The sequence below is a fragment of the Serratia sp. (in: enterobacteria) genome (genome assembly GCF_052400455.1).
GTDB classification, from domain to species: Bacteria; Pseudomonadota; Gammaproteobacteria; order Enterobacterales; family Enterobacteriaceae; genus Serratia; species Serratia ureilytica.
In genome coordinates this window covers 2,699,162-2,718,558 of the sequence record NZ_CP185812.1, presented here as the reverse complement: position 1 = coordinate 2,718,558, position 19,397 = coordinate 2,699,162, and the positions used below count along the sequence as shown (strand labels likewise).

Genomic DNA, 19,397 nt, shown 5'->3' with positions numbered 1-19,397 from the left:
AACCGCCGATGAATGACGATAACAGCCGTCTGGTGTATTCCACGGACACCGGTCGCATCAAGCAGGAAGAGGTTAAACCGCAACGCGCCAAGGGCGATGGCGTTGTGCGCATCCAGCGCCAGACCAGCGGCCGCAAGGGGAAGGGCGTGTGCCTGATTACCGGCGTCGATCTGGATGATGCCGCGCTCGACAAACTGGCGGCCGAACTGAAAAAGAAATGCGGCTGCGGCGGATCGGTGAAAGAGGGAGTCATCGAGATCCAGGGCGATAAACGCGATCTGCTCAAACAGCTGCTGGAAGCCAAAGGCATGAAGGTCAAACTGGCGGGCGGTTGAGGCGAATCGCCATGCCGCAGTGCAATGCTGCGGCATGGCTAGAGGTTGTTGCTGCCGGGGGTTAACCCGTTAACGGCGAAAGAACCATAGACTTATAGTAAAACAGACCTGAAATCATCGTTATTGGTTAATACGTCAAAGCGCCGAGGCGCTTTTGCCCGCCTGTCGGCGGAGGAGCATCGGGCAGGTTATTTGCCAACCTGGTGACCGATGATGCCGCCCACCGCAGCCCCACCCAGCGTGCCCAAAGCGCTGCCGTTGGTCAGCACTGCGCCGCCGACTGCACCGGCGCCGGCGCCGATAGCGGTGTTGCGATCGCGTTTGGACATGTTGGAACAGGCGCTCAGTGAAAACGCCAGAGTCAGAGCCAGAGCGGCGGTGGCGAAACGTTTATTGATAATCATCATAATGACTTCTCCTTAGCATTGGCTATATGGAAGTGCCCTATAAGTATAGGCGTTAACCATAAATCAGGCCTGCTGTTGATTCCCATGCGGTATCGATATAAAAAATGGCATTTTTGTTAACGGCCGAATAATTAGCGGGTTACGGCCCAAAAGTTACCGAAGCTGAGTATAGGTTTCTCGGGAAGGATAAACAGGTAAATAGTCTTAAAATCCCGCTGCGCAAGGGAAACGGCGGGCGGCGTGGCCCGCGCGGCGCGTTATTCGTTGACCAGCTCCACCTGTACGCCCTGACGTTTCAGCTGATGCTGATACTCCAGCGCCAAACGTGAATCGGTGATCACCCGGCTGATTTGCCCCGGCTGCGCCAGCGGGTTAGGCTGGATCTGGCCGAATTTGCTGGAATCCGTCAGCACGATATTCTCCACGCCCTTGGCCAGCACCGCGCTGACCACATCGGCGCGCATCATGTCGCGGCCGGTAAAGCCGGTTTCGGCCTGAAAGCCGTCAATGCCGATAAACGCTTTGTTGAAATGCACCTGCTGAATGCACAGCCGCGTGAGTGGGCCGACCACGGTCTCGCTTTTCTTCTGATACATGCCGCCCAACACAATTACGTCGCAGTCGGTTTCTTTGAGCAGGTTGGCGATGTAGTGGCTGACGGTGATCAGCGTAATGCGCTTGCGTTCGGCGATGTAGCGCGCCAGCAGGGCATTGGCGCTGCCGCTCTCGATAAAAATCGTCTCGCCGTCGTTGACCTGCGCGGCGGCGTACTGCGCCAATCGTTGCTTAAGGGTGAAATTGGACATCATGCGGGCGTCGACGTCGTCGCTTTCCAACGCCACGGCGGAGCCGTGCACCCGCTTCAGATAACTGCGTTTTTCCAGCAGGTTGAGATCCTGCCGGATGGTGACTTCCGAGACGCCCGAAGCGCGCGCCAGCTCATTGACGCTGATCCGGCGGCGATCGTTAACCAACTGCAATATGGTCTGTTGTCGTAAATTCATATCGGCCTGATGATGCGGCCGCCAAGACGCGGCCGCTAAGAGTCAAAGGTTTAAAGAGTATGTTCTGTGCGCGCAATAATATCATCCTGCGCCTCAGGGGATAATGCGGTAAAGAAGGCGGAATAGCCAGCTACGCGAACCACTAAATCACGATATTGGTCAGGGTGTTGCTTCGCCGCCAGCAGCGTTTCGCGCGACACGATGTTGTACTGCACATGCCAGCCGCGATAGCTCTCGAAGAAGGTGCGCAACATCAGCATCAGCTTCTCCCGATCGCGCGGGTTGTCCAGCGTCGCCGGGTTCAGCTTTTGGTTGAGCAGCACGCCGCCGAGGATCGCTTCGGTCGGCAACTTGGCGAGCGAATTGAACACTGCCGTCGGCCCCAGGTGGTCGGTGCCGGACGCCGGGCTGGCGCCTTCCGCCAGCGGCGCGTGCGCCTTGCGGCCATCCGGCGTGGCCAGGGTGGCAGCGCCGAACGGCACGTTGGCCGAAATCGACGAGGTGCCGGCGTAATAGCCGCCGCCGATTGGCCCACGGCCGAAGCGGGTGTTGCGATACTGCTTCAGTTCTTCGATGTAGGTTTGGTAGGCGCGCACCAGCAGCCGATCGACCTCGTCCACATCGTTGCCGTATTTGGGCGCAGCGTTAAGCAGCCGCTGACGCAGCTGTTCGCCATCCAGCCCGGAGAAGTCTTCGGCCAGCGCCGTCGCCAACTGCTGCTGGCCGATCGCCCCTTGGTCGAACACCAGTTTGCGCACCGCCGCGAGGCTGTTGCCCAGGTTGGCGATGCCGACCTGCAGCCCGGAAACCCAATCGTATTTGGCGCCGCCTTGTTTGATGCTTTTGCCGCGTTCAATGCAGTCATCCACCAGCGCGGAGCAGAGGATATCGTGGGCGTTCTCCTCCAGCACGCTGTCCACCACGCACTCGATCTCAATTGACTTGCGCGTGTAGTAGCGGATTTGCCGATCCCAGGCGGCCATCACCTGCTCGAAATCGGCGAAGTTTCCTTTGGACAGCGCCTGTTCCTGCGGCAGGAAAATCTGCCCGGACGTGGCGTCGCGGCCTTGTTCCAGCGCCGCCAGCAGCACGCGGGCGAAGTTGATGAAGCTCATGCCGGTGCAGCGATAGCCCCATTTGCCGCCGACGGCGGTCTCGATACAGCCGATGGCGGCGTAGTCGTAAGCGTCCTGCGGTTCGACCCCCAGCTTGATGAACTCGGGAATGACGATTTCGTCGTTATTGAATGCCGGCATGCCGAAACCGCAGCGGATCACCTGTACGCAGGCGTCGAGGAAATCGGCGCTCATCCCGGCGTGGTAACGCACGCTGAGGTTGGGCTGGGTGGAGCGCAGGCGACCGCAGGATTCGAGAATGGCGTAGGATAGCGGATTGACCGCGTCGCACGGCCGGCCATCGACCAGTTTTTGCCCGCCGATGGTAACGTTCTGGTACAGCGGGCTGCCGGCGGAGGCCTTGGAGTGCGAGCCGGAGCGGATCTTGTTGACCTCCAGCAGCTTCAGCCAGCAGCTGTGCAGCAGCTCGATGGCGTCTTCCCGCGCCAGGTTTTGCTCCAGCTCCACGTCGCGCCGATACCAGGGATAGAGATACTGATCGAGGCGGCCAAAGGAAACCGAATGGCCGTTGGATTCGATCTGCAACGTCAGTTGGATGAAATAGCACAGCTGCAGCGCCTGCCAGAAGGTTTGCGGCGGGCGATGGGCGATCAGGTCGCAGTTGTCTGCGATAGCCAGCAGCTCGGCGCGCCGCCAGTCGCGGGCTTCGTTTTGCGCCATGTCGCGCGCCAGGCGGGCGAAGCGCAGGATGTGCCCGCTCAGCGCCGTCAGCACAATATCGATAGCGTTGAGAAACTGCGCCTTGTGCAGATCTTCCCACTCGGTCAGACGCAGGCGGCTGCGGCGCGCGCGCACCTTTTCACGCAGGCCATCGAGGCCTAACTCCAGCAGCAGCGGGAAGTTGACCGCCAGATGGGCGTCGCCGGAGGTCATATTGCCCTCGGCCTTGATGATGCCGGTGACCAGCAACGCCTTTTGTTCGTCGGTGAACATGCCGTAGCAGCGATCCTGCACCGTTTGGCCGCGCCACCAGGGGCACAGACGATGCAAAATTGCCTTGTTCTCGTCGCTGACCGAAAAACCGGCGCCCGGCCGGTCGGCCAACTGGTCTATTTCGTTTTCTATCCAGCCGACGGTGTATTCGGGGAAGATCGGCGCGGCGCGCAGCTCGCTGGCCTGGTTGCCGACGATCAGCTCGTCGTTGGCGATCCAGATGCTGCGTTTCGCCAGATGGTTGGCCAACGCCAGGGCGCGGCGCACCGGCAGCGGCTTGTCCTGATGCTGCTGATAGGCCTCGGTATAGTGCTGCGCGCGTTCGGTGCACACCGGCGGTTTGACGATGTGAATCAGCGCATTCTTATGCGCCTGGATACGGGCGCTCAGGGTAGTCAAATCCAACGTGGTCATGGTGTTATCCTCGCAAAATGGCGGTCAGGCCCTTGGCGCCGGCATAGTCTTCGGCGAAGGCCAGCAGGTCGGGTGCGTCCAGTGGCGTGCGGGCGGCACGGTAGGGTTCGCCGAGCAGGTGGTACTTGTTGATGCCGAGCGTGTGGTACGGCAGAAAGTGGATCTCCGACACGCCGATCTCGTCGGCGGCGAAGTCGACGATGGTACGGACAGAGCGGCGATCGGCGTTGAAATCGGGGATCAGCGGCACGCGTACGGTCATTGGTACGCCGTGCGCCGCCAGCCGACGAAAATTGCTCATCACCCGGCGGGCGGAACCGCCGGTCCAGGCTCTGAAGCGCGCTTCGTCGGTGTGTTTGAGATCGGCCAGCAGCAGATCCAGCCACGGCAGCGAAGGGGCGATATAACGCCACGGGACGTGCAGGCAGGATTCGACGGCGGTGTGGATGCCGGCCTCGCGGCCGCGCCGCAGCAGCTCCGCCGCGATGTCCGGCTGCATAAAGGGTTCGCCGCCGGACAGCGTTAAACCGCCGCCGCTGCGCAGGTAGAAAGGCTTATCCCGCATCACCTCGGCCATGATATCGTCGGGGTTGATCGGGCTGCCGCACAGGCTGAGTGCGCCGGTCGGGCAGGCGGCGGCCAGGGCGGCATAATCGTCTGCGCTAATCAGCTCGCGTTGCAGCGTCAACGGCCCGTCGGTGCGTTGCAGCCCTTGCGGACAACGCTCGGCGCACAGCGTGCAGCCGCTCAGGCACAGGCGTTCGTCAAACAGCAGGTCTGCGTGGCGCGAGCGGCTTTCCGGGTTCTGACACCACTGGCAGCTCAGCGGGCAGCCTTTTAAAAAGACCACGCTGCGGATGCCCGGGCCGTCATGGGTCGAGTAGCGCTGCAGATTGAAGATCATGAGTCACCCGTTTGGCGTTGCTGTATCTTTCGCCATTAAAGATGTTTCGAATGAAAGTTGAGTTGATTTTGATCAAAAGTTAGCGCAGTTTTTGCCCTATGATGATCAGAGTTTGAATCCGCCCACAGAACATGACACAGGAGTCCGTGATGGAGCTTTATCTCGATACCGCCGATGTGACCGCGGTAAAACGCCTGGCGCGCATTCTGCCGCTGCACGGCGTCACCACCAACCCGAGCATCGTGGCGAAGGAAGGCAAGCCGATCTGGGAAGTGCTGCCCGCGCTGCGCGACGCCCTCGGCGGCACCGGCAAGCTGTTCGCACAGGTGATGGCGACCGATGCGGAACGTATGGTGGCGGAGGCGGCGCTGCTCAGCCAGCGGGTACCGGGGCTGGTGGTGAAAATCCCGGCGACCGCCGAAGGGCTGGCGGCGATCAAGAAGCTTAAAACGATGTCCATTCCGACGTTGGGCACCGCGGTGTACGGTGCTGGGCAGGGGCTTTTGGCCGCCTTGGCCGGGGCGGAATATGTGGCGCCTTACGTCAACCGGGTAGACGCGCAGGGCGGCGACGGCATCGAAATGGTGCACGAGCTGCAGCAGCTGTTGAGCCTGCATGCGCCGTCGGCGCAGGTGCTGGCCGCCAGTTTCAAAACGCCGCGCCAGGCGCTGGAGTGCCTGTTGGCGGGCTGCCAGGCCATTACGCTGCCGGTGGACGTCGCGGAGCAGTTCCTGAATGCGCCGGCAGTGCAGGCCGCGGTCGAGAAATTCGAACAGGATTGGCAAGGGGCGTTCGGCTCCACGCTGTTAGGCTAAAGCCAGTAAAAAGGGCGCCGCGGCGCCCTTGCTTGATGCTCGGTTCGTTTAGCTGCGGCCGGCCTCTTCCCTCAGCGCGGCGCCGACCTCGTGCGCCGTCGGCTGTTCGGCGCGCAGCGCCCGGCGGATCGCGAAGAAGGCGGCGATCAGCATGGTCACCGCCACCAGCATAAAGAACCCGCACAGCGCGGCGTTGATCTGGTTGCTGAACACGATGGTTTCCATGTCTTTCAACGATTTGGCCGGCGCAATGATCGTGCCTTGCTCGATGCCGGTGGAGAACTTCTTCGCCTGCGCCAGGAAGCCGATGCTCGGTTTTTCGTGGAAGATCTTCTGCCAGCCGGCGGTCATGGAGGTCACGAACAGCCAGGCGGTCGGCAGAATAGTCACCCAGGCGTAGCGCTGCTTTTTCATCTTGAACAGCACCACTGTGCCGAGGATCAGCGCCATCGACGCCAGCATCTGGTTGCCGATACCGAACAGCGGCCACAGGGTATTGATGCCGCCGAGCGGATCGACCACGCCCTGATACACGAAGAAACCCCAACCGGCCACCGCCACCGTGGTGCCCGCCAGGTTGCCGAACCAGGAGCGGTTATTGGCCAGCTGCGGCACCGCCACGCCCACCAGATCCTGCACCATAAAGCGGCAGGCGCGGGTGCCGGCGTCGACGGCGGTCAGGATGAACAGCGCTTCGAACAGAATGGCGAAGTGGTACCAGAACGCCATCATCGCCCGGCTGTTGAACACCTCACTGATGATGTGCGCCATGCCCACGGCGAAGGTCGGGGCGCCGCCGGCGCGCGACAGGATGGCGTTCTCGCCCACCTCTTTGGCGATCAGCGCCAGCGTCTCCGGCGTAACGATAAAGCCCCAGCTGTTAATGACCTGCGAAGCATTTTCCACCGTGGTGCCGATCAGCGCCGCCGGTGAGTTCATGGCGAAGTAGACGCCCGGATCCAGCACCGAGGCGCAGATCAGCGCCATTATGGCGACGAAAGATTCCATCAGCATGGCGCCGTAACCGATAAAGCGGATGTGGTTTTCGCGCTCCACCAGCTTCGGCGTGGTGCCGCTGGAGACCAGCGCGTGGAAGCCGGAAATGGCGCCGCAGGCGATGGTGATGAACAGGAACGGGAACAGGGCGCCGGCGAACACCGGGCCGCTGCCGTCGATAAAGCGCGAGACCGCCGGCATTTTCATCTCCGGCATGGCGAAGACGATGCCGATGGCCAGGCCGATGATGACGCCGATTTTCATAAAGGTGGAAAGGTAATCGCGCGGCGCCAGCAGCAGCCACACCGGCAGCACCGAGGCGACGAAGCCGTAGATCACCAGCACCCAGGTCAGGGTGGTGCCGTGCAGCGTGAAGAACGGCCCCCAATAGGGATCTTGCGCCACGTTGCCGCCGTAAACGATCGCCAGCAGCATCAGCACGAAGCCAATCACCGAAATTTCAGCGATCTTGCCCGGCCGGATAAAGCGCATGTAGATGCCCATGAACAGGGCGATCGGGATGGTGGCGGCGATGGTGAACAGCCCCCACGGGCTGTCGGCCAACGCTTTCACCACCACCAACGCCAGCGCCGACAGGATGATGATCATCACCCCCAGCGCGCCGAGCATGGTGATCACCCCGGCGAACGCGCCCAGCTCTTGCTTGGCCATTTCCCCCAGTGAACGCCCGTCGCGGCGCGTGGAGATGAACAGCACCAGAAAATCCTGCACCGCGCCGGCCAACATAACGCCGACCAGGATCCAGATGGTTCCCGGCAGGAAGCCCATCTGCGCGGCCAGGATCGGCCCCACCAGCGGCCCGGCGCCGGCGATGGCGGCGAAGTGGTGGCCGAACAGCACCCATTTGTTGGTGGGCACGTAGTCCAGGCCGTCGTTGTGGCGTTCGGCCGGGGTCAGACGGCGGTCATCCAGTTCAAAGACCTTGTCGGCGATGAACCGGCTGTAGAAGCGGTAGGCGATGCTATAGCAAGCGACGGCGGCGACCACCAGCCAGACGGCGTTGACGTGCTCGCCGCGGCTGAGCGCCAGCATGGCGAAGGCGAAGGCGCCGACCAACGCCACCAGCAGCCAGATAAATCCGGACCTGATGTTTCTCATGAAATAACTCCTTGGCGTGCAGAGGTAAAATCGACGTTGTTATTAGGAATGACGTTTTAACAGTAGAAGTTTTGCCGCCGAACCGCGGCAGGTCGGATGAGAAATGTGAAGCAGGTGGGGTTTTAGTGTAAAAACAACGTGATGAAATACCGCTGGCGCAGGCTGCGGCCCATGCGCTTTCCGGCAGAAGTTCATTCTGCACTTTCACTTCGCATACAGCGAATCATCGCCGTTTTTTATCTGAGCACGGCGTCTGGCGGCCTATTATTTTATCTGGCGAGGCGCGCCGAAATAAAATTACTCATGCCGTGTTATACCTTTATTTCAATTCGCACTTTTATTCATTCATTAAATAAATAATAAAGCTACGAAAGGAATTTAATTATGATAAATAAAGTCATTGAAGGGTATTTACCGCAGCTTACGGCCATCCGGCATGATATTCACCAGCATCCCGAGTTGGGTTTTGAAGAATTTCGCACCAGCGATCTGGTGGCGGATTATCTAAGCTCGTGGGGCTATGAGGTACACCGCGGATTGGCGGGCACCGGCGTGGTGGGGAGGCTGCGGGTGGGCGACGGCGTTAAACGCCTCGGCCTGCGCGCCGATATGGACGCCTTGCCGATCGAGGAAAACAACGGCAAACCCTGGAGCAGCAGCGTGGCCAACCGCATGCACGCCTGCGGCCATGACGGCCATACCACCATGCTGCTCGGCGCCGCGCGTTACCTGGCGCAAACGCGCAATTTCAACGGCACGCTGCACCTGATTTTCCAACCGGCGGAAGAGATGCTGAACGGCGGCGCGCGCATGGTCGAACAGGGGCTGTTCGAGCGCTTCCCCTGCGACGCCATCTTCGCCATGCACAACATGCCGGGGATGCCGCTCGGCGAGTTCTTCTTCCAGCACGGCCCGTTTATGGCCTCGATGGATCAGTTCAACGTGCGGGTGCAGGGGCGCGGCGGCCACGGTGCCATTCCGCAACTGACGGTCGATCCGGTGGTGGTGGCTTCGCATATCACCGTCGCGCTGCAGAGCATCGTTTCGCGCAATATCGATCCGCTGGAAGCGGCGGTGATCACCGTTGGCAGCATCAAGGCCGGCGAGGCGGCCAACGTGATCCCGGACAGCGCGGAGATGAAGCTCAGCGTACGCTCGCTGGATCGCCAGGCGCGCGCTACGCTGCTGGCGCGCATTCCGGCGCTGATCGAAGCGCAGGCGGCAAGCTTCGGCGCCCACGCGACGGTGGAACACGTTAACGGCACGCCGGTGTTGGTCAACGACGAAGCGATGACCCGTTTCGCCCATCGCGTGGCGCAGCAGCAGTTCGGCGCCGCCCGCGCACACTACGGCGCCAGGCCGCTGATGGGCAGCGAAGACTTCGCCTTTATGCTTGATGCGCATCCGCAAGGCTGCTACCTGATCATCGGCAACGGCGACGGCGAAGGGAGCTGCATGGTGCATAACCCGGGATATGACTTTAACGATGGGTGTCTGGCGGCCGGCAGCCAGTATTGGGGAGCGTTGGCGGAAGCGTATTTAAAATAAATTCGAAGAATAATAACAGGGAAGATAATGATGAGTGAAAATACGGCGGCGACGCAACCAACAATAAACGCGCCTGCGAGGGTAGGCGGCAAGAAAGTGATATTTGCCGCCTCCTTCGGCAATGCGCTGGAGTTTTTCGATTTCGGTATCTATAACTTCTTCGTTATTTATATCAGCGTATTGTTTTTTCCCCCCTCGAGCGATCCCAATTTGGCGTTGCTGTTGGCGTTCGCCACGTTTGGCGTCAGTTTTTTCATGCGGCCGCTGGGCGGCATTCTGATCGGCGCCTATGCCGATCGCCATGGCCGCAAGCCGGCGATGATCCTGACGATTTCACTGATGAGCCTCGGCACGGCGATGATCGGCTTTGCGCCGACCTACGCCAGCGCCGGTTATTGGGGAACCGTCACGCTGGTGGCGGCGCGTTTGATCCAGGGCGTGGCGGCGGGCGGCGAGGTGGGCGCATCGATGTCGTTGCTGGTGGAGTCGGCGCCAGCTAACCGGCGAGGCTTCTATTCCAGCTGGTCGCTGGCGACACAGGGCATCGCCACCGTGGTCGGCGGCGTCACCGCGCTGGCGCTCAGCGCGGCGTTGCCGGCGATCTCCGGCGAGCCGAACGCCATGGCCGAGTGGGGATGGCGCATTCCGTTCTTTATCGGTGTGGCGCTGGCGCCGCTCGGTTGCTGGCTGCGTCTCGGATTGGAAAGCGACCGGCTGCCGGTGTCGCGGGCCCATGAACCGCCGGCGCAGCTGCGACGGCACTCGCGGGCGGTGGTGCTCGGCGTGATGCTGACCATTGGCGCCACCGTCGCCACTTACATCTCGATGTATTATCTCGGCACTTACGCGGTGAAATACTTAGGCATGCCGCAGGCCTACGGCTATGCCGCGATGCTGCTGGCGGGGCTGGTGACCTTCGGCGGCAGCCTGTTGGTTGGGCACTGGTGCGATCGCTATGGCCGCTTGCCACTGATACGAGGCTCGCGCATCGCTATCTTGATCGTGGCCTTGCCGGCGTTTTGGTGGCTGAGCGCCGCGCCGCATCCGGCGGTGCTGCTGCTGATTGTCGCGATATTGGTCGGATTGACCACGCTCGGCTCGGTGCCGACCATGCTGATGATTTCGGAGCTGTTTCCGCAGCGCATTCGCGCATTGGGGTTTGCGTTGGTCTACAGCCTCGGCGTGGCGATTTTCGGCGGCTTCGCCCAATATATCGCCTCGCAGTCGATCGCGTTGAGCGGCTCGCTGCTGGCGCCCGCCATCTACCTGATGCTGGCGACGCTGGCTTCGTTGGCGGTGCTGCCATTGCTGCGTGAAACCGGCGGTGATCCATTGCGTTAGCTAGCGCGGACGAAAAAAAACGCCGGCGGTTTTCACCGTCGGCGTTTGGCGTCGCTACCGTTTCAGGCTGGCGTTCAGGCCGCCGGCCGGGCGATTACGCTGCGGGTTTCCATGCGCACTTCGGCGATGGTGACCTGCAAGGTATCGCTCTGGCGATAAACCACTTCGCCTTTGATCTGCACGGTGCCGGTTTCCTGGCTGCACTGCATCTCGTCACGCACCGCGTGAATGAACGGCGCCGGGATGAAGGCAACCGCGCCGTTGTCCAACAGGCGCACGCGCAGGCCGCCGCGTGTCACGTCGATGATCTCGGCGTTGAAGCGGGTATCGGTACCGGCCTTGTCCTGCAGGAAACGGGCGTACAGCCAGTCGCCGACGTCGCGTTCCGCCATGCGATTCAGACGGCGGCGTTCCGCCAGCTGCACCGTCACGTCATCCTGCGGTTTTTCCGCCGGCTGCTGGTTGATGATCGCCTTCAGCAGGCGATGGTTGACCATATCGCCGTATTTACGGATCGGCGATGTCCAGGTGGCGTAAGCCTCCAGCCCCAGACCGAAGTGTGGCCCCGGCGTAGTGCTGATCTCGGCGAAGGTCTGGAAGCGGCGGATGCGGCTGTCGAGGAACTGGGTCGGCTGCGCATCCAGGTGGCGGCGCAGTTCGCAGAAACCGTCGAGGGTCAGCAGCTTCTCGGCTTCGGCTTCGACGCCGTTGGCCTGCAGTACGGTGACCGCTTGCTCAACCAGCGCAGGATCGAAACCGGTGTGCACGTTGTACACGCCGAAGCCCAGGCGATCACGCAGCACGATGGCGGCGCAGACGTTGGCGGCGATCATGCACTCTTCAACGATGCGGTTGGCGCTGCGGCGCTGCTCGGTAACGATCTCCAGCACGTCGCCTTTTTCACCCAGCACGAAGCGGTAGTCCGGGCGATCTTTGAATACCAGCGCATGCTGGTGGCGCCAGGCGTTGCGCGCGTCGCAAACGCGTTTCAGCAGGGTGATCTGTTGCGCGATGGCGTCGCTCGGCGGTTGCCAGCCGGCAATGCCGTCCAGCCAGTCGGAGACTTCGTCGTACACCAGTTTGGCTTTGGATTCGATCTCGGCGGCGAAGAACTGAATATCTTCGCCCAGCGCGCCGTCGGCGGCGATGGTCACGCGGCAAGCCAGCACCTGACGGCGCTCGTTAGGGCGCAGCGAGCACAGGTTGTCCGACAGATCGCGCGGCAGCATCGGGATGTTGAAGCCCGGCAGATAGTTGGTGAAGGCGCGCACGCGGGCGATATCGTCCAGCTTGCTGCCTTGTTCTACGTAGGCAGTAGGATCGGCGATGGCGATGGTCAACTGCAGCGAACCGTCACCGTTGTCGGTCACGTACAGCGCATCGTCCATGTCTTCGGTGCTGGCGCTGTCGATGGTGACGAATTCGAGCGCGGTCAGATCTTCACGCACCAGCGCAGCGTCCGGCTCGCTGAGGGCCTGCATCTCCGGCGCCTCTTTTTCCAGGTTGTGACGCGCCAGCGTCACCCACCACGGGGCGAAATGGTCTTCACCGTCGGTGATAAACTGGGTCAGGTCGGCGTTGAAGCCGCGATCGCCTTTCAGCGGATGGCGGCGCATTTCCGCCACCGCCCAGTCGCCGGCCTGGAAGTTGTGGGTCAGTTCACGCACCGGGCGGCACGGAATCGCGTCTTTCAGCAACGGATGATCGGGCACGATGGACAGACGATCGTCGCGCTTTTGCACGCGGCCGACAAAGCGCGACAGGAACGGCTCGACCAGGGTTTCCGGCTCGGCGATTTCGCGCTCTTTCTCGGTGTGCAGGGTGGCGATAATGCGATCCCCGTGCATGACTTTCTTCATGTACGGCGGCGGAATGAAGTAGCTTTTTTGACCGTCTACTTCAAGAAAGCCAAAGCCTTTCTCAGTCCCTTTCACTACGCCTTCAACGCGCGGGGTCTGAGAGTGAAGTTGCTGTTTTAGCTGCGCCAGCAGCGGGTTATCTTGAAACATATCGTCCAGTGAATGGGTTGTGAGTGGCAAGATTTGCGGCTGACAGTTTTACGCGAATCACCCGCTGCGAGCAAGCCTAACGTCACGGATCCCCGCGTTGCCGCGCGATTTTGCGCAAGATTGGTCAATCGAAGGGCGAACGATGAAAAACCCCGGCGCGCAGGCCGGGGTGAAGGAGGGGGCAATCAGTCCTGCAGCGGCGTCGGCTGCAGGATTTCAATCCAGTAATCGTCCGGATCGCGAATGAACGCGACGTAGTTCATGCGGCCTTCATGCAGGCGTTTCTGAAAGGTGACGCCCAGGCGCTCAAAACGCTCGCAGGCGGCGCGCACGTCCGGCACCGTGACGCACAGGTGGCCAAAGCCGCGCGGCTCGCCGTTGCCATTGTGGTAATGGAAATCCGCCTGATTTTCGGTGCCGTGGTTATGGGTCAGCTCGAGAATGCCCGGTTGGCTCAGCGCCCAGCGTTTGCGTTCGTCGTCATCCTGCGGGATCTGCTCTCGCGGGCTGCGCGTCAGGTAGCAGATGGTGAAGGCGGCCTCTTTGAATTCTTCCAGATAGACCGGGGTAAAACCCAGTACGCGAGTGTAGAAATCCAGCGCTTTGGTCAGGTCTTTCACGCGGATCATGGTGTGGTTGAACACGTAACCGTCGGTTACCGCGTCCGGTTGGGCCGCCACGCCGGGCAGCGTCAGTAAATCATTCAGTGGCATCAGTGATCCTCCTCAGGGTGTCGACAGACTGTAGGTGAAATCGATGCTAATCTAAAGTGATTGTTTTTAACTAAAACACTAACTAAAAGTGAATGATAGATGAAGCTGAGCCAGCTGAAGTTTTTCTGCACCGTGGTGGAACACAAAACCATCGCCGCCGCCGCCCGTGAGCTGCACTGCGTGCCTTCCAACGTCACGCTGCGGCTGCGCGAGCTGGAAGAGACGTTGGGCGGCGAGCTGTTTTTCCGCGATAAAAACCGGCTGTACGTCAATCCCAAAGGCCGGCTGTTCTACCAACAGGCGCGCGACATCGTGGCGCAGGCGGAGCGCAGCAAGCAGCTGTTCGCCGGAGAACATCAGCATGGGCTGCTGAACCTCGGGGCGCTGGATTTCTCGCTGGTCAGCCATTTGCCGGCGCGCATCGCCCGGCTGCGCCGTTTACAACCCCATCTGCAGATCAACGTGCTCAGCCGCGATTCATTGGTGCTGGAGCGCATGCTGATCGACAGTACCCTCGATCTGGCGATCACCGACGGCCCGATTGAACATCCGTTGCTGGCCAGCCAAAAGGCGTTTGACGAACGGCTGGTGATGCTGATGCCGGCCGATGCCGGGCAGCCCGATGCCGCCACGCTGGCGGCGCTGGAATTTTACACGTTCAGCCGAGAATGCTCGTTCCGCCTGAAGGTGGATCACTGGCTGGCCTCGCGCGGGCTGAAACCGCGCATAACGCTGGAAATGGAGTCTTATGCCGCGATGGCGGCCTGCGTGCAGGCAGGTTGCGGCGTCGCCTGCGTGCCGGGTTCTTTGCTGCCGCAGATTTTGCCCGCTCCGGGGCTGAAGGTGGTGGAAATGGGCGAGGAGGGCGTGAGCGATCTGTACTTCGTCTGGCGACGGCATCAGCTGTCCGACGAATTACAGACCATCCTGGCGATATTGAAGCGCCCGGCGTGAACCGGGCGCGCGTTTTCAGGCAATGCGCAGCGAGGGGTGCTGTTCGCTGCGGCGAATCGTCACCGGGATCGACTTCGACGTCGGGGTGCCGGTGCCGTCGCCGAAGCTGGCCAGCGGCACCAGCGGGTTGGTTTCCGGGTAGTAGGCCGCCAGGTTGCCACGCGGAATGTCGTAACTCACCAGCTTGAATCCGTCCACTTTACGTACCACGCCATCGTTCCACAGGGTCTCTATCTCAACCCGTTCGCCATCCTGCAGGCCCAGCGCCGCCAGATCTTCCGGATGGATGAACAACACTTCGCGCTGGCCGTAAACGCCGCGGTAGCGGTCATCCAGGCCATAGATGGTGGTGTTGTACTGATCGTGCGAGCGCAGCGTTTGCAGGGTAAACGGCGCTTGCACGTCGCCCAGTTGCGGGAACAGGGTCGCCGGCAGCGCGGCGGCGCTGAATTCCGCCTTGCCGCTCGGCGTGGCGAAGCGCAGTTCGGCGGCGGCATTGCCCAGGTAGAATCCGCCGGGCTGCTCGCAGCGACGGTTGAAATCCTCAAAGCCGGGAATGGTGGCGGCGATATGATCGCGGATCAGCGAGTAGTCGTCGGCCAACTCCAGCCAGTCCAGCTGCTGCGTGCCCAGCACCGCGTCGGCGATGCCGCAGACGATCGCCGTTTCCGATCTTTGGGTATCCGCCAGCGGTTTGCCGATGCCTTCCGAAGCGTGAACCATGCTGAAAGAATCTTCGACCGTGATGTACTGCGAGCCGCTGGCCTGCATGTCCAATTCGGTGCGGCCCAGCGTCGGTAGGATCAACGCGTCTTTGCCGGTCACCAGGTGGCTGCGGTTAAGTTTGGTGCTGATGTGTACCGTCAAATCGCAGTTGCGCAGGGCGCGGGCGGTGCGCTCGGTGTCCGGCGCCGCGGCGGCCAGATTGCCGCCCAGCGCGATCAGCACTTTCACTTCGCCGCGCAACATCGCTTCGATCGCTTCCACCGTGTTGTGGCCCATCGCGCGATTGGCGGTGAAGTTAAAGTGGCGTTCCAGGCTGTCGAGCAGCGCCTTGGGCGACTTCTCGTCAATCCCCATGGTGCGGTTGCCCTGGACGTTGCTGTGGCCGCGCACCGGACACAGACCGGCGCCCGGTTTGCCCAGTTGCCCGAACAGCAGCTGCAGGTTGGTGATTTCACGCACCGTCGCAATCGAGTGCTTATGCTGAGTCACGCCCATCGCCCAGGTGCAGATCACCCGCTCGGCGCCCTGGTAAGTGGCCGCCGCCTGGCGCAATTGCGCTTCGCTCAGGCCCGATTGCGCGGTAATGGCCCGCCACTCGGTCGCATCCACCTGCGCCAGGTATGCCTCCACGCCGACGCTGTGCCGTTCGATAAACGCCAGGTCGAACAGGGGGGCTCACCGGCGGCCAGCCGCTGGCGGTGGGTTTCCAGCAGCGCTTTCACCATGCCGCGCACCGCCGCCATATCGCCGCCCAGATTCGGTTGGTAATAGGAGGAGCTGATCGGCGAGGATTTGGGCGTCAGCATCTGCACCGGATCCTGCGGATCGGCGAATCTTTCCAGCCCACGCTCGCGCAGGGTGTTGAAACTGACGATGCGCGCGCCGCGTCGGGCGGCGTTTTTCAGGCTGTGCAGCATGCGCGGGTGGTTGGTGCCGGGGTTTTGACCGAACACGAAGATGGCGTCGGCTTTTTCGAAGTCATCGATGCGGATGGTGCCTTTGCCGACGCCGATGCTTTGCTTCAGCCCGACGCCGCTCGCCTCGTGACACATGTTGGAGCAGTCGGGGAAATTGCTGGTGCCGAGCATGCGGCCGAACAGTTGATAAAGGTACGACGCTTCGTTGCTGGCGCGGCCCGAGGTATACAGCTCGATTTGGTTCGGGTTGTCCATTGCGTTGATGTGCCTGGCGATCAGCGCCAGCGCGTCCGGCCAATGAATAGGCTCATAGTGGTCGGTTTCGGCGTTGTAGCGCATCGGATGCGTGAGGCGCCCCTGGTATTCGAGGAAATAGTCGCTCTGCTGCTGCAAGGTGCTGACGCTGTGCGCGGCGAAGAACTCAGGCTCGACGGCGCTGCGCGTCGCTTCCCAACTGACCGCCTTGGCGCCGTTTTCACAGAAGCTGAAGGTGCTGTGGTTGTCGTCGCCCCAGGCGCAACCGGGACAGTCGAAGCCGCGAGCCTTGTTGACGCGCATCAGGTTGCGCATGTTTTTTAGGGTTTGTTTACTGTCGAGGACAAAGCGGGTGGTGGCTTCAAGCGAACCCCAGCCGCCCGCTGGGCCGGTATAAGGCTTGATTGACGGTTTGAATTTCATGGTGATACTTCGCAGGTGGTTGTAGCTAAAAAGTAAACGCTTTTTTATGCGTCTTGCGTATTTATGTCACAAGTTTAGGGGCGCGGCAGGCAGGCGTCTAATCGAATGGGGCAATGGCGGCATAGAGCATATCTATCGCAGGCGGACGCTGACCTAAACAAATGGTTGCATAAAGACACCCGCTGCAAAAGAGTAATGGTTTCGCCTGAAAGTGAATTCATGCAGTCTATCTCGCGGATTATATTGGCATTTTATTTAGCCTGCGGGCCTGAGGAACACAGCGTGAAGCGTTCAGTATCAGTGGTGATCGGCGGTATCTTACTGCCTTTAGCAGCGCAGGCGGCGGAAACGGCGTCCCATTTTCCCACCATGACCCCACCGGCGATAGACGCCGCCTCTTACGTATTGATGGATTACACCACCGGCCAGGTGCTGGCGGCCGACAATGCCGACGAGCGGCGCAATCCGGCCAGCCTGACCAAACTGATGACCGGGTTGGTGATCGATCATGCGCTCGATGAGCATAAGATTGGCCTCGATGATGTTGTCACCGTGGGGAAAGACGCCTGGGCGCAGGGCAACCCGGTGTTCAAAGGTTCCTCGTTAATGTTCCTGAAGCCTGGTGACAGGGTCACGGTGCGCGATCTCAGCCGCGGCATCATCATCGATTCCGGCAACGACGCCTGCGTGGCGATGGCGGACTATGTGGCGGGCAGCCAGGCCAACTTCGTCAAGCTGATGAACGAGAAGAGCGCGCAGCTGGGCCTGCAGAACACCCATTTCGAAACGGTGCACGGGCTGGATGCGCCGGGGCAGTTCACCACCGCCGGCGATCTGGCGGTGATTGCGCGCGCTATCATCATGAGCGAGCCGGCGGAATACCATATGTACAGCGAGAAATCGCTGACCTGGAACGGCATTACGCAGCAGAACCGCAACGGCCTGCTGTGGGATAAGACCCTGCACGTCGACGGCCTGAAAACCGGACACACCGCCTCGGCCGGCTTCAACATCATCGCTTCCGCCACCGAAGGAGATCGCCGCCTGATCGCCGTGGTGATGGGCGGCAAAAGTTCAAAAGGCCGCGAGGAACAGGCGCGCAAACTGCTGAGCTGGGGGCTGCGCGACTTTAGCACGGTACACCTGTTCAGCGCCGGCCAGAGCCTGGGGGAAGAGCCGATCTGGTATGGCGAAAGCCACCGCTTGCCGGTCGGCAGCGCGCAGGACCAGTCGCTCAGCCTGCCGAAAAACGAGGCGGACAAGCTGAAGGCGCAGTACGTGCTCAACGTTGCGCGGCTGGAAGCGCCGGTCAACAAAGGACAAACCGTTGGCGAGATCCGCATCAGCGACAATGGCCAGGTGGTGAAAACCCTGCCGCTGGTGGCGCTGCGGGCGGTGCCGCAGGGCGGCGTGTTCTCGCGCCTGGCGGATTACGTGAAGCTCAAACTCTGACTCACCGGGCGGGCGGCGGCGCCCGGTGGTATACTGGTGCGAATGCCGATCATTGAGCCGCGCTATGGATATTAAACAACTGATTTATCTGTGTAATTTAGAACGGGAGCGCCACTTCGGCCGGGCGGCGGAAGCCAGCTTCGTCAGCCAGCCGACGCTGTCCATGCGATTGAAAAATCTGGAAAAAGAACTGGGCGTTTCGCTGATTAACCGCGGCAACCATTTCGGCGGCTTTACCGCCGAGGGAGAACGGGTGTTGGCGTGGGCGCGCGAGATCGTCTCGGTCTACCAAGGGCTGAAACTGGAGGTGGAGTCGCTCAAGCACGGCTTGCACGGCACGTTGCGCCTCGGCGTGGTGCCGCAGTGCAGCATCTCGGTGGCGGAAATGCTCAAGGCGGTCAGCGAACGTTATCCCCATCTTGATTATCGGCTGGCGGTGCTGAGCGCCGATCAGCTGTTGGAGGCGCTGACGGCGCACACCGTAGATATCGGCATCGGCTTTTTCGAGCTGTCGACCTTGAAAGAACTGCATTTCCAATCGCAGCCGCTGGTGGAAACCGGCGTCGAGCTGGTGTTTCATCCGCAGCATTTCCCTAAGCTGGTGGGGGATGCGCCGTTGCCGCTGGAGGCGGTGGCTGCCTTGCCGCTGTGTCTGGCCGAGCCGACGCGTTATTTCCGCCGCTATCTCGATCAGCATTTCCGCGACGCTGGATTGACGCTGCACCCGCGGCTGGAAACTACCTCGATCTTCCAACTGCTGGAGGGGATTTTCGTCGGATTGGGCTGCGGGTTGTTCCCGCGTGGCCAACTGCAATCGCCGCTGATGCCGGCATTGCAGCGGCGTCCGGTGGCCATCGCCGCCATGCCGCGTCATGCGGCGGTGGTGGTCGATATGTCAGAGCGCGCCACGCCGTTGGCGCAGAAGTTTTTCGATGCCGCCAGCGAGTGGTTGCGGCGGCAAAATATCTGAAGGAAGAATGTATTGCGGCCAGTATT

Annotated in this window: 14 protein-coding genes and 1 pseudogene; 7 read left to right on the top strand and 8 right to left on the bottom strand. The window is 61.3% G+C overall.

Annotated elements, in window-relative coordinates; translation table 11 throughout:
* Nucleotides 1-8: 8 nt before the first annotated feature.
* Nucleotides 9-335 (top strand): stress response translation initiation inhibitor YciH, encoded by a 327-nt coding sequence (yciH, locus tag ACORQT_RS13130; protein ID WP_004930637.1) that lies wholly within the window; start codon nucleotides 9-11, stop codon nucleotides 333-335.
* A 188-nt stretch (nucleotides 336-523) separates the two neighbouring features.
* Here the strand turns inward: yciH and osmB are convergent, their stop codons facing one another.
* The 4 genes from osmB to ACORQT_RS13110 all read right to left on the bottom strand — a co-directional run bounded on the left by osmB (nucleotide 524) and on the right by ACORQT_RS13110 (nucleotide 5,133).
* Entirely contained in the window at nucleotides 524-742 is a 219-nt protein-coding gene (gene osmB, locus ACORQT_RS13125; RefSeq protein ID WP_004930634.1) for an osmotically-inducible lipoprotein OsmB, read from the bottom strand.
* A 257-nt stretch (nucleotides 743-999) separates the two neighbouring features.
* Entirely contained in the window at nucleotides 1,000-1,746 is a 747-nt protein-coding gene (locus ACORQT_RS13120; protein WP_004930631.1) for a DeoR/GlpR family DNA-binding transcription regulator, read from the bottom strand.
* Between the two features lie 50 nt (nucleotides 1,747-1,796).
* Nucleotides 1,797-4,229, bottom strand: coding sequence for a formate C-acetyltransferase/glycerol dehydratase family glycyl radical enzyme (locus tag ACORQT_RS13115; protein WP_164057218.1), 2,433 nt, complete (start codon nucleotides 4,227-4,229; stop codon nucleotides 1,797-1,799).
* Between the two features lie 4 nt (nucleotides 4,230-4,233).
* Nucleotides 4,234-5,133 (bottom strand): glycyl-radical enzyme activating protein, encoded by a 900-nt coding sequence (locus ACORQT_RS13110; protein WP_444859177.1) that lies wholly within the window; start codon nucleotides 5,131-5,133, stop codon nucleotides 4,234-4,236.
* Nucleotides 5,134-5,282: 149 nt separating this feature from the next.
* Between ACORQT_RS13110 and fsa the strand changes: the two genes are divergently transcribed.
* A complete protein-coding gene (gene fsa, locus ACORQT_RS13105; RefSeq protein WP_004930615.1) occupies nucleotides 5,283-5,948 on the top strand; it encodes a fructose-6-phosphate aldolase in 666 nt (221 codons plus the stop codon).
* A gap of 48 nt (nucleotides 5,949-5,996) precedes the next feature.
* On the opposite strand, the gene ACORQT_RS13100 is transcribed toward fsa, so the two are convergent.
* Complete coding sequence (locus ACORQT_RS13100; protein WP_164057216.1) at nucleotides 5,997-8,063, bottom strand: carbon starvation CstA family protein; 2,067 nt, start codon at nucleotides 8,061-8,063, stop codon at nucleotides 5,997-5,999.
* 384 nt (nucleotides 8,064-8,447) lie between these two features.
* Here ACORQT_RS13100 and ACORQT_RS13095 point away from each other — a divergent pair, with 384 nt between their 5' ends.
* Nucleotides 8,448-9,611: a M20 aminoacylase family protein gene (locus ACORQT_RS13095; protein WP_042784658.1), complete on the top strand. Its 1,164-nt coding sequence runs from the start codon at nucleotides 8,448-8,450 to the stop codon at nucleotides 9,609-9,611.
* A 30-nt stretch (nucleotides 9,612-9,641) separates the two neighbouring features.
* A complete protein-coding gene (locus ACORQT_RS13090; protein WP_164057244.1) occupies nucleotides 9,642-10,952 on the top strand; it encodes an MFS transporter in 1,311 nt (436 codons plus the stop codon).
* A 74-nt stretch (nucleotides 10,953-11,026) separates the two neighbouring features.
* Here the strand turns inward: ACORQT_RS13090 and ACORQT_RS13085 are convergent, their stop codons facing one another.
* Entirely contained in the window at nucleotides 11,027-12,961 is a 1,935-nt protein-coding gene (locus ACORQT_RS13085; RefSeq protein WP_033650269.1) for an exoribonuclease II, read from the bottom strand.
* 185 nt (nucleotides 12,962-13,146) lie between these two features.
* Entirely contained in the window at nucleotides 13,147-13,674 is a 528-nt protein-coding gene (gene gloA, locus ACORQT_RS13080) for a lactoylglutathione lyase (protein ID WP_019452681.1), read from the bottom strand.
* 99 nt (nucleotides 13,675-13,773) lie between these two features.
* Here gloA and ACORQT_RS13075 point away from each other — a divergent pair, with 99 nt between their 5' ends.
* A complete protein-coding gene (locus ACORQT_RS13075; protein WP_164057215.1) occupies nucleotides 13,774-14,628 on the top strand; it encodes a LysR family transcriptional regulator in 855 nt (284 codons plus the stop codon).
* A 15-nt stretch (nucleotides 14,629-14,643) separates the two neighbouring features.
* On the opposite strand, the pseudogene ACORQT_RS13070 reads toward ACORQT_RS13075, so the two are convergent.
* Nucleotides 14,644-16,949 (bottom strand): annotated as a pseudogene (locus ACORQT_RS13070) (FdhF/YdeP family oxidoreductase).
* 282 nt (nucleotides 16,950-17,231) lie between these two features.
* Here ACORQT_RS13070 and dacD point away from each other — a divergent pair.
* A complete protein-coding gene (gene dacD, locus ACORQT_RS13065) occupies nucleotides 17,232-18,401 on the top strand; it encodes a serine-type D-Ala-D-Ala carboxypeptidase DacD (protein ID WP_164057213.1) in 1,170 nt (389 codons plus the stop codon).
* Nucleotides 18,402-18,465: 64 nt separating this feature from the next.
* Nucleotides 18,466-19,371: a LysR family transcriptional regulator gene (locus ACORQT_RS13060; protein ID WP_033650272.1), complete on the top strand. Its 906-nt coding sequence runs from the start codon at nucleotides 18,466-18,468 to the stop codon at nucleotides 19,369-19,371.
* The last annotated feature ends 26 nt before the right edge of the window (nucleotides 19,372-19,397 follow it).

What these genes read in the sequence shown, in the direction of transcription:
- yciH (WP_004930637.1), top strand. Translation starts at nt 9, where the DNA reads ATGAATGACGATAACAGCCGTCTGGTGTATTCCACGGACACCGGTCGC.
- osmB (WP_004930634.1), bottom strand. Translation starts at nt 742, where the DNA reads ATGATGATTATCAATAAACGTTTCGCCACCGCCGCTCTGGCTCTGACT.
- ACORQT_RS13120 (WP_004930631.1), bottom strand. Translation starts at nt 1,746, where the DNA reads ATGAATTTACGACAACAGACCATATTGCAGTTGGTTAACGATCGCCGC.
- ACORQT_RS13115 (WP_164057218.1), bottom strand. Translation starts at nt 4,229, where the DNA reads ATGACCACGTTGGATTTGACTACCCTGAGCGCCCGTATCCAGGCGCAT.
- ACORQT_RS13110 (WP_444859177.1), bottom strand. Translation starts at nt 5,133, where the DNA reads ATGATCTTCAATCTGCAGCGCTACTCGACCCATGACGGCCCGGGCATC.
- fsa (WP_004930615.1), top strand. Translation starts at nt 5,283, where the DNA reads ATGGAGCTTTATCTCGATACCGCCGATGTGACCGCGGTAAAACGCCTG.
- ACORQT_RS13100 (WP_164057216.1), bottom strand. Translation starts at nt 8,063, where the DNA reads ATGAGAAACATCAGGTCCGGATTTATCTGGCTGCTGGTGGCGTTGGTC.
- ACORQT_RS13095 (WP_042784658.1), top strand. Translation starts at nt 8,448, where the DNA reads ATGATAAATAAAGTCATTGAAGGGTATTTACCGCAGCTTACGGCCATC.
- ACORQT_RS13090 (WP_164057244.1), top strand. Translation starts at nt 9,642, where the DNA reads ATGAGTGAAAATACGGCGGCGACGCAACCAACAATAAACGCGCCTGCG.
- ACORQT_RS13085 (WP_033650269.1), bottom strand. Translation starts at nt 12,961, where the DNA reads ATGTTTCAAGATAACCCGCTGCTGGCGCAGCTAAAACAGCAACTTCAC.
- gloA (WP_019452681.1), bottom strand. Translation starts at nt 13,674, where the DNA reads ATGCCACTGAATGATTTACTGACGCTGCCCGGCGTGGCGGCCCAACCG.
- ACORQT_RS13075 (WP_164057215.1), top strand. Translation starts at nt 13,774, where the DNA reads ATGAAGCTGAGCCAGCTGAAGTTTTTCTGCACCGTGGTGGAACACAAA.
- ACORQT_RS13060 (WP_033650272.1), top strand. Translation starts at nt 18,466, where the DNA reads ATGGATATTAAACAACTGATTTATCTGTGTAATTTAGAACGGGAGCGC.